Source organism: Candidatus Thiodiazotropha endoloripes (assembly GCF_001708965.1).
GTDB classification, from domain to species: Bacteria; Pseudomonadota; Gammaproteobacteria; order Chromatiales; family Chromatiaceae; genus Thiodiazotropha; species Thiodiazotropha endoloripes.
The window spans coordinates 1,686,638-1,700,831 of sequence record NZ_LVJW01000006.1 but is presented as its reverse complement, the minus strand read 5'-3'; the positions used below and the strand labels follow the sequence as shown (position 1 = coordinate 1,700,831).

Here is a 14,194-nt window from a genome sequence, read left to right as displayed (position 1 = left end):
CAATACCAGTAGAAACCGGATAGATCAAAGATGTTGACAGGGAGCATTTTTTTGGAGAGAATTCGCCCCCTTTGAAAAGCTAGTATCGTCCAGGAGAGAACCTTGGCCAATTCAGCCCAAGCTCGCAAACGCGCACGCCAAGCCAACAAGCGCCACAGCCGTAATCAGGCCCAGCGTAGTGAAATGCGTACCCATATCAAGAATGTCGCCAAAGCCATTGCGACCGGATCTAAGGATGCCGCCACGGAAGCCTACAAGCTGGCCGTTCCGGTGATCGACAGCTCTGTCAGCAAAGGTCTGATTCACAAGAACAAGGCTGCTCGGCATAAGAGTCGTCTGAACGTGCAGATCAAAGCACTGTAACAGGCTTTATAGAATCGATAAAAAACCGGCCCTCGGCCGGTTTTTTTCTGCCTCATGCGGGCAGACGGCCCTGTTTCACAGGGTTTCCGATGCGATCACCACTGATCAGACAGACTCCTCCCGCCGACGTCCGACCCAGACCATGCCAAGCAGGCCGGAGCCCAACAGCCAGAAAGCCCCAGGCAGCGGCACTGGAGCTGGCTCCTCTACTGAGTCACCAAAGGCAAAGTGCTGGGTCCAATAGGTGTAGAGAGGATCCAGGAACGTGCCGCTGTCCAACTGTATGGGTGGGATGTCAGCGCCATCCCAGACATAACCCACTCCCAGATCATCAAACACGCCATTCAGAATAGTATTTCGATGGCCGGCGCTTCCCATCCAGCCACCGGAGCCTCCCGTCTCGTCATACCAGGCGTCCCAATGGCTGCCATCGAGCCCAACTCCAAGGGTATCCCAACCTGATGCGCCGAGATCAAATTGTGATGTGAAGAAATCATTGATCTCATTGAAATCCTCTGTGCCGTACATCACATCGCGAGCCGCATCGATGGCCGTCGAAGGCGTGTTATAGAGAGGCGCCGCCCGCCCCTGACCGGCGGCGATGTTTTCGCCCCAACCGTTGTAGTCATACCCCCCGTCACTGATACGGTCAGCCGGAGTTGAGCCGCTGTCGGGACCGGCGAGGGTCGTATGGCTGAAAAAATTGTAGTCCGCCATCGATTGGGAATGTGCCAGTGCGGAATCGTGCAGTCGATCATCCCTCTGCACTGAATCGAGATTATGAAAACTCCGCTGCAGGTTGACCAGATCCACAACCGCCAACTCTTCAGGCAACCAGACAGCGGCCTGCAGACCCATTGGGGCCATCAGTGTGGCACTCAGCACCAGCCCCAGGCTGAATTTCGGTAAGAATGAGAAACGATTGTTCTGCTTATTTTTGTCATGACTGCTCATGATCTGCTTGCTCCTTGCATTGATGCAATTCCAGAATTTTTATTGTTACCTAGACCCTAAGGCAATGGCATATAGTCTGGCATGCCGGGTATCAGGGAATTAAGATCTATGAGCACATATTACGTGACCAGGCAGGCAATTCACGGTTTGCACGTTCGCACTGTTTAATTATGCAACTCCACACAACAACAGTTTCAAATGATCTAGGGCCTGTTAACACTCATCCAATGGGCCCTGAATAAAACCGTCATGCCATGAGTAAGCGGATCAGTTGGGCAAGATGCAGAGCGGGCCTGCCAGCTTGCACCTCGATCTGATGTCGACAGGAGAAACCATTCGCCAAGATCAATGCCTCTGGCCGGGACTCCAGTGCAGGCAGTAAAGCCTGTTGCGCCATCGCCTTCGCAGTTTCATAGTGCTCCGCTTCAAGTCCAAAACTACCGGCCATGCCACAACACGAAGCATCAATCATCTCGAAACTGAGCCCGGGTATCTGTTTCAACACTTTACGCATCGACTTCATCGCCCCAACCGCCTTTTGATGGCAGTGTCCATGCACCAGAACCGGTGATTGTTCTGCTATGGCCTGCTCAGACCATGAGAGATTGAGTTTACCCCCCTTGATCCCCTTGGCCAGGAACTCTTCAAACAACACCGCCTTGCCGGCCACAAGATCAGCCACCTCCCCCAGCCCCAGAGCCCGGTATTCATCTCTCAAGGTGAGTAGACATGAAGGCTCAAGCCCAATTATAGGCACCCCCTTCTGGGCATAAGGTGCAAGCATCTGTAAAAGTTCGCCAGCCTGTTGCCTCGCCTCATCAATACGCCCTTGAGACAGATAGGTACGACCACAACAGTAGCCCGCCTCCTCATCCGCTGCGCCAATCAGACTGACCTGACAGCCCGTCGCCTGCAGCACCTCAACTGCGGCAGCCAGGATGTCAGGGGAGAAGTGTTTGCAAAAAGTATCAGCAAAAAGCACCACTGGCTGTCCATCCTCAATCTCCCTCAGGTTATATTTCCGGGTTAGATCAACAGGTTCCGGTAAAGATAGTTTTCCACTGATACCGAGCAGGCGCTCAGCCAGGGTGGCGATCCAGGGGTGACGATTCCTGATGGCGATCAGTTTGATCAGCCAGTGGCGTTTCGCCAGCAGTTCCGGTAGGTCTGAAAATAATCTGGCTCTGAGAGACAATCCCTTGCTGGCATTCAGTTGGGCCAGATACTCGATCTTGATGCGTGACATATCCACATTGTTTTCACACTCACGCTGACAGCCCTTGCAACTGACACAGAGATCCAGGGCTTCAACCAATTCGGGGCTAAGCAAGCCGCCACTCCCCAATTCACCATTGAGAGCCGCCTTCAGTAAGCGAACACGGGCGCCAGTCGACAGGCCGGGATTTGCATCCAATCTGAAACTGGGACACATCACCCCTTTTGCAAGGCTTTCACAACGACGGCTGTTGATACAGACCGCTACAGCCTTGGCAAAGTCCCCACCTATTTTGGGTATATCCGCATAGGCATCTCCCATGCCGGCATCCCGATATTCCGACCAATCCAGGTATGTCTTCATAACCACCACTCACTAAAGAGAGAAGTGGAAAACCACTGCAAAAGCAATACCATTTCACCTGTTTGAGTTTACCAGTTGCTTATCTGGCAATTATCAGAGCAGGTTACCAAAGCTGCCACCACACATAACTCCCTGGTTTTTATGATGGAATCCAGACCATGCTTACTAGACCATGGATATACAAGAGACAGTTACACTACGTGGAATCGAATTCCACTCCGTAAGCCTTAAAGATTAAGCAGTCTGAATTGTCGTGCTTACAACAACGAAACATGATGATTCCGACAATTTATGCATTTCCATCCATAAATACTATTTGCATATAAAAACCAGATATTTAAGTCAGCCTGCAGTAGTAGAAAGCATTTTCTTATTTCCAAAGCAGGATTGCTTACGCCATCTGAAGGCAGATACAAGCAACTCTTTTCCACAAATAGTTTGTGATGAATAGAGTTTTTTAATGTGAATTAAATTCCATCTTCCGGTCTCTGATAACCTGACAGAATAATATCTGTTGTCACCCAAGGTTTCTTAACAAAGTTAATATTTATACATATTACTGATTCTATGGATATATTTCCTATGCCCGAAATTATCTGGTCGTTGTATCCATACAGACCGCCAAGGGAGTACCTTTTGTCTCACTGAGATTTTTCTCTCATCGGACATTAATAGAGGATCATGTGCTAATGTTCTTAATATGCTGTTAAAAACAAAATAACCGAGTTTCAAGGGATTTTTTGCTTCGATGCGCATCCAGAACAACTCTTTAAACTATCGTGCGCAGCAAACAGAGACCTCAGTCAAGCCGCAATACCAAGCCGACTACAAGGTTAAGATTGCCAGCTTGCTAAAAATCAGATTATTTCTGTTTTTCATTTTGCTACCACTCTCAGCACTCACAGCCCAGTGTGATGAAATCGTTATTCTCGGCAACTATGATAAACCCCCAAAAATCTATCTCGAGAATGGATATCCAAGAGGGTTTCTGATTGAAATCATGCAATACCTAGAGCGGAAACTGCCCTACAATTTTAAATACCAGCTATACCCCTGGCGACGAGCCTATAAAAATGCATTGAACAATGATGGTGGAATTATCGGTCTATCAAAAACAAGCCAACGGGAAACATTATTTGACTACTCTGAAGCAATTTATCTCGATGAAGTCATGTTGGTGGTACTGAAAAGTAATGATCTTGAATTTGACAGCGTGACCGACCTTAAGGGATTGACCATCGGTATTCAGCGGGGTGCCAGTTACGGTGACCTGTTTGATCAGGAAAAGAACAGCCTGTTTCGAATTGAAGAGGATAAGAGTGGACGCCAACGCCTGAAGAAGCTTCTCTCCGGTCGTATCGATGCGGCTTTATTGGGGCCCGGACGGACTGGTGTTGAACATATCATCAACCAGGATCAACATCTGAGGGAACACCGTGATGATTTTAGAATCGTGGCACAACCATTCAAACGGGACCCAAACCACCTTGGTTTCGCCAAGACGATGAACATGACAACTTTTTTACAGCATTTCAATGAAGCTCTATTGGCAGCCAAACAAGCAGGCCAGATCGACAAAATCATATCAAGTTACAGATCACTCTCTACAGCTAAGGGCTGCAGATATTTAAACAAATGCTCACACCAAGAAACTACAAGCAGATAGAGTTTGCAATCTTAATTGTGACCGTGCTGCTATTCGCGGCATTCATACTATTGTGGGAAGAGCACACACAAAACAAAGCGCTAGCCGACCTTACTAAGGTGGCAGAGTTCATTCAGGATGATCTCTGGAACTACGATGACAGCGGCCCCCGCTCCTATCTGGAATTATCAGCAAAAAGCAATGATTACAGTACAATCAAAATCTTTGACCATAGGGGCGATCTGTTCATTAAAGTTGACGGACCTAAACCCCACGCCATCGATCACTTTCTTAATGGATTAGGGTTGATTAGCCATATAGAGCTTAGCAACAATATATACCGGGAAGGGAATAGCATAGGTGTTGTGAATGCAGTCTATCTACACTCCCCTATCTATCTTTATCTGAACCTCTTGTTGGTACTCACACTATTTCTCACGGCGGTGCGTTTTTTCCTTCGGAGTCTACGTGAGCTGTCTGGACGTAAACAGGCGCAAAACGAGTTAAAAGAAGAGCGAGATTTTGCCGACAGCCTGATCAACACAGCTCAAACAATAATTCTGGTGTTGGATACAAAGGGCGCAATCATTCGAATTAATCCTTACCTTGAGGAACTGTGCGGTCACCACTTAACTGATATCAAGGGTAAAAATTGGTTTGACTTGTTTATACCACTACGTGATCGTGAAAAAACAAAAAAAGTTTTCACAAGAACAGTCAACAATGTTAAAACCAGCGGCGTTATAAACAATATCATTACCAGGAATGGTGATGAGAGGTTAATAGAATGGCATAATAAATCGATACGGGATCGCGCTGGTTTTACTTTAGGTGTACTTGCAATAGGACAGGATATTACAGAGCGTGTTCACGCTGAAAAACTCATTGAGCACCAGGCAACCTTCGATGCATTGACAGACCTGCCTAACCGTCGCCTGTTAGTCGATCGTCTCGACTCGGTGTTAGCCTATAACAACCGCCACGGCCTGTATGGGGCCCTGCTCTTTATAGACCTGGACAACTTCAAGCATATTAATGACTCTTTGGGTCATCCAATCGGTGACGGCCTGCTGAAAGAAGTCGCCATACGCCTGAAGAACAGCCTCAGAGATGAGGACTTTTCAGCCCGCCTTGGTGGCGACGAATTTGTAGTCATGTACTCAGATCTGTCAAATAAATCCGAAGATGCTGCAGATCATGCTCGCATCGGTGCCGAGAAACTGCAAAAAATCCTCTCCGAAGCTTATGAGATTGAAAACCACACACTCCGCTTAACACCCAGTATCGGCATCACGTTGATACCCGAAGGAAGTGATGACGCCAATGATCTTTTAAAACATGCGGATACCGCCATGTATCGCGCCAAAGAGTCGGGGCGTAACACGATTCGATTCTATCTTCCAAGCATGCAGATCAATGCGGAAAAACATCTCAAACTACAGAATGAGCTTCTACTTGCTCTAGACAGCCATGACTTCTTTCTCAACTATCAGCCACAAATGGATGCCTCTCAGCATCTAATCGGCGCTGAAGTTCTACTTCGATGGCAACACCCTACCAGAGGAGTAATACTACCTAACGAGTTTATTCCACTTGCTGAAAAAACAGGCAAGATTGACCAGTTGGGATCCTGGGTGCTAGAACAATCACTGTGCAAACTCAAACAGTGGTCGAATAATTCACTACCACCTGAGTTCAATACTCTGGCTATCAACATCAGCCCGAAACAGTTTCAATCAAACAGTTTTTTAGAGGACGTGGAACATATGCTGGCAGACTCCGGAGTAGATCCGAAGCTGCTCACCTTCGAACTCACAGAGAACATCATGATGGACATGTCCAAGAATACTCGGAAGAAGATGGACTACCTGAAAGCACTGGGCATACGGATTTCAATTGATGATTTCGGTACGGGCTACTCTTCCCTCGCCTATCTGCAACGTCTGCCACTCGACGAACTGAAAATTGACAGGACCTTTGTCAGTCATCTGACCAGTAAACGGCAGGATTCCACTCTGGTAGAGACTATTATCAACATGTCACAACACCTAGGACTCGAGGTAATTGCAGAGGGAGTTGAGAACAGAACTCAATTTGAATACTTAATGTTACTCGGCTGCCAAAAGTACCAAGGTCAGTTTTTCAGCATACCACTGAGTGAATCAGAATTTACCTCACTTCTTCATTGAATCAAATACCAATGATTCAGTTAGAATGACCAGGAATCACTTACAAGTCACTTCTTCTAGTCAACCATTTGATGCAGTTTTTGACGGCTTCATACTGAAAACAGGTTGCTGGACGCTACTATTCACTGACTGAAAAAAGGGCCACAAAAGTGGCCCTTTTCTATCTCACACTACTTAAAACACCTGTAACCAGGTGTGAAAAAAGTGCAGTTAATCATCGCTCTTCTTGTTCAGCTTGAAACCTGTGATTACAACGATGTCGTCAGTACCATAATCGTCATAATCTGACATCATGTCATCATTGGAGTGCTGAATGGCTACAACCGCGACTTTGCCATTACCAAAGAACTCAAAACCGGTAGGTTCGGCCGATTGATCTTTGACAGACAGTACACGCACGCAGCCATCGGTTTTGATATCCCGATCAGCGCCATCCGGCAGACAGGCAAACACATCACCGTTTGAGTGATCTTCAATAACGTAAAGATTGCCGGTATGAGGCTGGAACGCCAGGTTATCCAGTGAATTGAAGTCAGCATCCCCTTCAACAAAGCGATTTACGACAATGCTGGCGATTGTCTCGTCGGCAAGCATCGGATCTGAGTCGATACCACAGATCACTTCACCATAGTTCTGCGCAGCTTCACGGCCTGTATTGGCCCAACAGAAACGGACACCTGGACCTGTGTAGGTAGGATCTTTGTGGAGATCTTCAGGTCGATAGTATCCAGTTGCACCATTGTTGTTGGCATCACGGCGTGCATCAGCAGCACTGACACTGATCCAGGAACCGTTACCGATTTCACACCCCTGACCATAATTCACTGTAAAGCTGCTGGAAGTACCTTCTCTGCATGAGGCACGAAAGGCGTAAACCGAACCGGACACAAGCGGAGAGTCTTCAAGCTTATCGATCATTCCACCGATATGCTGGACATCAGGTACAAATTTGAATATTGCACCACCGTCCACATCAGAATCATCTCCACCATCGCCGGCCAGATCCCAATCACCCGGTCGCAACTCATCACCACCGATAACCACACCGTTATCCAGTACGGTCAGACCTTCCCAGGCCATTGTAGGCAGTGCATCCCGTTTCACTACATTCATCGACATTTCATTGTCTGCTGTGACAATAGTGCCAATGGCGCGGTCTGTAACTGTGTGATTCTCCGTATCGAGTGGATTGATGATCTCATAGGCCTGACCGGAACTGGTCTCTTCAGTAGCCAGCACTGAACCCCAGGCTGTGGTGCGAATACCGTCACAACGGTTCATGCCACGCAGAATAGTCGATACACTACCGTCTTCCAGGTCGATCGATTGTACAGATGGATTCATCTTGTCCAGGCCACTGTCGAGGGAACCGATCACCTCGTCACTGCCCTCGATACAAAAGATCAAATGAGTCGGTTCATTCTCATTCGGCCAGAAGCTGAACATATCAGCCTTGTTACCGGCATCACGAGTCAAAATCTTTGCTTTCAGCCCTTTAGCCAGTTCGATCAAATCATAGGCATTCTGTCCAGGCATGCGCGCGACATTACCCTCCGCAGAGTTCGCAAGAGGCTTTTTGATACCAAATAATTTCTTTGACTTGTCGTGCATTTTTTTCTGCACATACATACCAAAATCCATCTCATCATCATCAGCCTGCACAGCAACAGGTACCAGCAGACTGGCGGCAACCAGCGCAGCGCAGCTCTTAAGTTGAAATTTCATCATCGCTCCTCGTAGAGTCAAAATATTCTATGCATAAAAAGAGCGTTCGAGTTTGGACTTGAAAACTTAAGACCGCTTAACACTATCTTGACAAAGCGATGATGCTTTCTTGAACTGAGGGTAACAATCGAGAATTGATATCATGCTTTCAGAAAATTAACAAAACCATAGTACAATCTAAATAATGAACATCCATATCGGTTTCAGATTACATCCTTTCTGTTTTCACAACCTATTGCTGATATGAACTATTCTACAGAATTCCCACAAAACCCATGCAATTCAACATAGGCTTCCCCGCCAACTTGACCAGCAACTGAAGCAGCGCCTTCCCAGTAGATAGGCGTCAACCAGGCCCCAGCCTTTGGCCTGACCTCCTGATCCTTCAGGTAGGGTACAATTGTCAGAATTTGATCATCAACTTCAAGTTGCCAGTTTATTGGGTAGTTACACCCGGATTCGCTACTCTGCCAGTAATCCAACACCTTTAATTCAAACTTGTCCGGTGCATATATTGTTGTATTACCGCCGGCTCCATACTTAACCAGAAGGGTTTCACTTAGCGCCTTCGGCTCTTCAAAATAGAACAACGCCATTTGAGTATTATCAGACAATCTTATTGAAAACCATTGCCATCCTGTATCGATAATCTCTTCAAGATCACCATACTGACGATCAAACCAGGCCTCACCCGTTGCGTTTAATTTTACCCCGTCAACTACAATATGACCGTCAACCTCCATTTTTGGTCTGGAGTAGTAATAGGTATGTCCACCTATTTCATATTCATGAGACCTACCACCATAATGAAACAATGGAGGCTTTGACGCCCTGAGCAATAAATCGTAACTGAAACCCCCTACAACAGCCGCTATTCTATCCACGCCACCACCGCCTTTAGCTGTCAGTGGCTTGATACTTCCTGCTGTAAGGTGAAACCTATCCGCTGATCTTTTCGGGATCATTAACCTGGTAACAGTCTCGTAATGAAACGCTTTATTGGTTATGTCTGTAAGTGATGCGTGGGCCATCAGGAGATTAGGCCGAATTGAAAAAAACACCATCTGAAAGCCAAATCTGTGCCCATTTTCAGCCGTAAGATTGCCATTCCAATACCACCATTGAATATATTGACCATTGATATAGGCATCATCCGCTGGCAGTTCTATTGTTCTAATCGGCTTAGAGCTCTTCGATGCACAAGAGGTCAGCAATATCGATAGAAACAGAACAATCAAGCTTTGCGGCAATCTCACAACTGCTCCTCAACACAATCCTGAACTGAATCCTTTGAACCAGCTGCAATGATCAATGACGGCAATAGCACCAAGTCAGCAAGCAGAGCCATGATGAGCGCCATACAAGAGAGATACCCCATCCTCACGATAACCTCAGTTGAACTGGTTAGCATGGATATGAAACCCGCCAGTAAAATCATCGTTGTCACCAGCAGTACCGGGGCCACAGCTTGAAGAGTACGATGAACTGCCAGGGTGACACTCTTGACCTGCTGAAACTCTTTTTGATACCTCACGATCATATGGATACCGTCATCCACAATGATTCCAAGGCAGATTGTAAACACCATGATTGTTGCATACTGCAACGGCAGCTCATTGACAGCCAGAATTGCAGCAACACTTGCTAATGGCAGTATATTTGGCAGAAAACTGATCAATCCCAATTTGATTGACTTGAGAAACAGGGAGAGAACAAAAAATATAATGGCAACAGCACTCAGAATACTGATCAGCAGGTCCTGAATCATATCAACACTGCCTTTGGCTGCTGCCAGTGCGATTCCCTGCAATTTCAGGCTAAACTGGTCGTTATCACCGTTTAACTGCATCAACTTCTTTTCCAGTTGCTGTATTATTTCCAGCTGCAAAGTCGAGCCATTATCAGGCAGGCGCAGCAATATCACGGCCGTTTCCGACTTTTCATGATAAAACCGTTCCACCAGCTTACTCGGCAAATAGACCAGCCTTGGAAACTGCAGGGAGAGATCTTCAGACGCTCCAGGTATTACCTTTAACAGATCAACCACTGAAATGGAATTACTCAATCCAGACTGTTCAGCAAGCTCTGTTTGGATTCGTTCTATATATTCAAGAGCTTGGGCAGATGCTATCACTCCTCCATTGTTTGGACGAATAACAATATTCAGTGGTTGAATACCATTTAAATGTTGATCCGCCAGCCTCATTGCTTCAGACACTTCATGATCTTTAGGCAGATTTTCCCGAAACTTAAAATCAGTCGTCAACTGTTGTGCCTGATAGACAACGACAGCAGTAAGAATAATACCGACACTAACCAAAATAACGGCATTCTCCCCAATCACAACCAGTACTTTGTTAAAAATCCGGTTATCCGTTAATGTGATATCCAAACGACGTGAGTTAACGACTACATCATCCTCTAAGTAAACTGCAGATGAAGGGATAAAAATCACAACTGCTATAAAAGTCAACAGCACCCCCAAGGAGGCATGCAGGGCTAACTCTTGAATTACAGTTGAATCTGTGACAATCAAAACCGCAAATCCAATCGCAGTCGTTATTGACGTAAGCATACAGGCCAATCCTACATCCTTCACGGCAGCAATTGAGGCAGTGATCCTGGAGTGCCCCTGAATACGGCGGCGCTGGACAGCAAACATAAGATGGATAGCATCGGTAAAGCCGATAACCATCACCAGCGGTGAGATCATCTGATTTATTACATTCAGTTTACTCCCCAGAAAGCCCATGCATCCCAAAGTCCATATCACTCCGATCAACGGTCCAGCAGTAATAATCAGAGAAAGCTTGAATGAGCGGAATAGAAATAGGGTAATCGAAAAGGCCAACAATCCACCAATCGAGTTCAATAAGATCTGGTCACGGGTAGATTGACTCTTCAAAGCAACTCTGATTGCCGCATTACCGGTAACAAAAACCTCCAATACTTCCCCATCACCAGCATCAGCAGTGATCGCATGGATTTGTTCGATTACCTGGCTAATCTGATCATAACTGACCTGATCGTTTTCCAATATACCGATGGCAATGGTTAGCCTGCCATCTTCAGACAACAGCTTGTTTTTCACCATTGGATGAGCAGCAATGGCCAGCATGCTCGCTTCATGATTCATTTCCATGGAATCCATTGACAGCAGCGGCTCAATCTTTCGAATCGAGGAATTCTGTTTTGGAATGGAGAATAGTGAAAACAGAGACTCTATTTCAGGAATGTTTTCTATCTTTTCTACAACATCATGTAATTGCTGAATTGTCGGCTCTGCCAGAATTTTCTGCGACCTGAACAGAATCACCAGCTCCTGATCATCAGCAGGAAATCTGTTCAAAAACTTTTCAAGCTCTTGATACTCGTTCCGATCTGTTTTAAACAGGCTTTTGTAATCATCATTGAATTGAAGCTTACTCACACCCAACAACATTACCAGGGTTACAAGCAACAACCCCACCAGTAACAGCCTGCTTTGGCGTTCAGTCGAAAGGATCTCTTGGAGTGAATTGCCAATCACCAACATGATTCCTATAGCCGCTCGTGCTTCCGATTATCACGACTCGACTTCAGATGAGTTTTGATCAACCGTTCCATAACCTTGTTAAACAACATGGAATCTTCCAAAAAGATAAAATGCTCACTCCAACCAACCGACTCAGCCCGTACATTTGAATTGAGTCGCTTCAGGAGATCCACTCTTGGAGGGTTATATTCCGTATTAAGAATGACGAGATCTCCTTGGAAAACTGACAACGCCGCTGACATGTCCATATTCATAAAATCATTCAACAAACCCAATGAGAGTTCAGCATCTGTGTCGGCCACCGAATCAGCTACCCAATTAATCATTTCAGCTTCGCTACCCGCTGAAAACAGATCACGGGTCATCTGTCTTGCGGTACCCTTGAAGTTATTCCGCAAACTTTTCAACACCCGCCTGTACTGTTTTTTCGGCATAGATACTTTTGTATCAACCATCGATTCTACTGCATAGATGGCTTTTATCTTCTGTTTACCAACCTCTGATACAGCCAGGGAGAGTGCTATGTAGCCGCCAATATCATGTCCAATCACTACAATATGATCTGCTTCGATCTGCTTCACAAACGCCTGTAAACCCACCGCCATACTTGATATGGATGGTTCAGCTTTAACCATTTGAGAATCACCGTGCCCTGGCAAATCCATTGCGTAGACAGCATACTCACTAGAAAAATAGTCCAGCTGACTTGCCCAGAAGAGTGCTCTACCTCCCCATCCATGAATAAACACAAGTGCAACTTCACCTGTTTCTTCCTGGCATATAAAGAGTTGTTGAACCGAACAACTGTAGGATTCCTGTTTCAGGGGTTCTTCGGCAGAGAGAATGAACGCATGACTTAGGAGTACAAGAAAACAAATCCAATTCAAACAGATCGCCAGTGTGGTCTTGATAGACATAGTCACGATTTAAACTGTGTCTGTAAAAGGGTTTTCACAATATTCACATGAATGGACCCGTGTTTGAGTGCACTCATGCGTTTACAACAGAGAACTGCTAACGCTTCGCGACTTAATACACCACGCTGTAATCGATAGCAGTTTAACAGCGCCTCTCTGTGTACATTGGTAAGAACTTTAAAAACCACCCGGGAGAAAAGACCACTCCTGAGAAGATAGCCAACCAGCTGAACACTAAACCCTCCCTTAACCCGTCCACGGCCTCTCATACAAGCCAGAGTCGACTCAATATTTCGTGCAATAACAGGTAATTCCTCAACCAGTAACTCACTTATTTCGTGATACGTTCTTTTATGTTTTGCGTTCGACCAATCATAAATGGAGACACCTGATGATTTGGTTTCCAATAGAACCAGCGGCAGGTCATAACAGACGTGCGCCACCAATCCCAACAGCATTCCATGCAGGGGAGGCAGTTTGGTCACGGATTCAGAGTTCAAAGCCAGAACCCAGGGATTCGGAATCCGCTTCTCCTCTGACGACAATGCAGTCTCATAAGCGGAGAAATAGTAGTAGCTGAAATAACTCGCGATGGATTCGATCAATCGATCATCAAGCTCTGCGTAGCGTGCATGTTCGGGATGATCACTGTTGCGAATCGCTTCAATCAAATATTCACACCGTTTCATACTCACGATGTAGCATGAGAGAAAATAGGCGTGACTATCGCCTGCAAGGCTGTGCTGGTTTTCCAGATACTCCAATCGCTCTCTTATCTGGCACAGCGAGAGTGTTGGTGACCATCTGAAATTGGATTGAATCGGTTGCGAAGCATCTGAATAGCGCCCGTCTTTTACAAGAGAAAGGTCTGAAGCCTCGCAAATATTCATTGCAATACAACTACTTATTTGACCATAAGCGCTTCAGCTACATCCATAGACTCACCGCTTACTACAGGGTAATACAGACAGAGCTTCTGCTGTATTAAGAAGCGAATCACTCCTTGATAGACACCACCATCCGAGAAAGCAATTACTGAACAAGTTCAGCCAGATCGACCTGGGCCAATCCATTCTCACCAAGCCGATCTATGGTGTCAATAACTTGCTGAACATTCGATCAGGATCAGATCTAAACGCCTACTTAACCAACCGTCGTACTCAGTTAAGAATTCAAAACCACAGGAACAGAGCCTGAAGGCAACCACCCAATTAAAATTCAGTGAGAAAAAAACCGGACTTGAAAGGGTAGCTGACTGCAGCCAGGATCAGACTTTTAGGATTGAGC

10 protein-coding genes are annotated in these 14,194 nt (G+C 46.1%); 3 read left to right on the top strand and 7 right to left on the bottom strand.

What is annotated here, in order from left to right:
* The first annotated feature begins 102 nt into the window (after nucleotides 1-102).
* Nucleotides 103-363, top strand: a complete 261-nt coding sequence (gene rpsT, locus A3193_RS18345; RefSeq protein ID WP_069002795.1) for a 30S ribosomal protein S20 — start codon at nucleotides 103-105, stop codon at nucleotides 361-363.
* Between the two features lie 105 nt (nucleotides 364-468).
* Here rpsT and A3193_RS18340 read toward each other — a convergent pair whose 3' ends face one another.
* Both A3193_RS18340 and A3193_RS18335 read right to left on the bottom strand, forming a co-directional pair.
* A complete protein-coding gene (locus A3193_RS18340; RefSeq protein ID WP_069015459.1) occupies nucleotides 469-1,317 on the bottom strand; it encodes a CAP domain-containing protein in 849 nt (282 codons plus the stop codon).
* 247 nt (nucleotides 1,318-1,564) lie between these two features.
* Complete coding sequence (locus tag A3193_RS18335; protein ID WP_069015458.1) at nucleotides 1,565-2,896, bottom strand: (Fe-S)-binding protein; 1,332 nt, start codon at nucleotides 2,894-2,896, stop codon at nucleotides 1,565-1,567.
* A gap of 748 nt (nucleotides 2,897-3,644) precedes the next feature.
* Here A3193_RS18335 and A3193_RS18330 point away from each other — a divergent pair.
* Nucleotides 3,645-4,562, top strand: coding sequence for a substrate-binding periplasmic protein (locus tag A3193_RS18330; protein WP_069015457.1), 918 nt, complete (start codon nucleotides 3,645-3,647; stop codon nucleotides 4,560-4,562).
* Nucleotides 4,532-6,730: a putative bifunctional diguanylate cyclase/phosphodiesterase gene (locus A3193_RS18325; protein WP_069015456.1), complete on the top strand. Its 2,199-nt coding sequence runs from the start codon at nucleotides 4,532-4,534 to the stop codon at nucleotides 6,728-6,730. Before A3193_RS18330 ends, A3193_RS18325 begins: the two co-directional genes overlap by 31 nt.
* Nucleotides 6,731-6,940: 210 nt before the next feature.
* Here A3193_RS18325 and A3193_RS18320 read toward each other — a convergent pair whose 3' ends face one another.
* From A3193_RS18320 to A3193_RS18300, 5 genes are all read right to left on the bottom strand, one after another.
* Nucleotides 6,941-8,455 (bottom strand): alkaline phosphatase PhoX, encoded by a 1,515-nt coding sequence (locus A3193_RS18320; protein ID WP_069002786.1) that lies wholly within the window; start codon nucleotides 8,453-8,455, stop codon nucleotides 6,941-6,943.
* Between the two features lie 248 nt (nucleotides 8,456-8,703).
* Nucleotides 8,704-9,711 carry a lipocalin-like domain-containing protein gene (locus tag A3193_RS18315; RefSeq protein WP_083218842.1) on the bottom strand — a complete coding sequence of 336 codons (1,008 nt, stop codon included), beginning with the start codon at nucleotides 9,709-9,711 and terminating at the stop codon, nucleotides 8,704-8,706.
* Entirely contained in the window at nucleotides 9,708-11,984 is a 2,277-nt protein-coding gene (locus tag A3193_RS18310; protein ID WP_162273755.1) for an efflux RND transporter permease subunit, read from the bottom strand. Before A3193_RS18310 ends, A3193_RS18315 begins: the two co-directional genes overlap by 4 nt.
* An 11-nt stretch (nucleotides 11,985-11,995) precedes the next feature.
* A complete protein-coding gene (locus tag A3193_RS18305) occupies nucleotides 11,996-12,907 on the bottom strand; it encodes an alpha/beta hydrolase (protein WP_069015453.1) in 912 nt (303 codons plus the stop codon).
* A 2-nt stretch (nucleotides 12,908-12,909) separates the two neighbouring features.
* Nucleotides 12,910-13,797: a DUF5995 family protein gene (locus A3193_RS18300; RefSeq protein ID WP_141694533.1), complete on the bottom strand. Its 888-nt coding sequence runs from the start codon at nucleotides 13,795-13,797 to the stop codon at nucleotides 12,910-12,912.
* Nucleotides 13,798-14,194 lie beyond the last annotated feature (397 nt).

Coding starts and splice junctions, on each gene's coding strand:
- A3193_RS18330 (WP_069015457.1), top strand. CDS start 3,645: ATGCGCATCCAGAACAACTCTTTAAACTATCGTGCGCAGCAAACAGAG.
- A3193_RS18320 (WP_069002786.1), bottom strand. CDS start 8,455: ATGAAATTTCAACTTAAGAGCTGCGCTGCGCTGGTTGCCGCCAGTCTG.
- A3193_RS18300 (WP_141694533.1), bottom strand. CDS start 13,797: ATGAATATTTGCGAGGCTTCAGACCTTTCTCTTGTAAAAGACGGGCGC.
- A3193_RS18305 (WP_069015453.1), bottom strand. CDS start 12,907: ATGTCTATCAAGACCACACTGGCGATCTGTTTGAATTGGATTTGTTTT.
- A3193_RS18325 (WP_069015456.1), top strand. CDS start 4,532: ATGCTCACACCAAGAAACTACAAGCAGATAGAGTTTGCAATCTTAATT.
- A3193_RS18340 (WP_069015459.1), bottom strand. CDS start 1,317: ATGAGCAGTCATGACAAAAATAAGCAGAACAATCGTTTCTCATTCTTA.
- A3193_RS18335 (WP_069015458.1), bottom strand. CDS start 2,896: ATGAAGACATACCTGGATTGGTCGGAATATCGGGATGCCGGCATGGGA.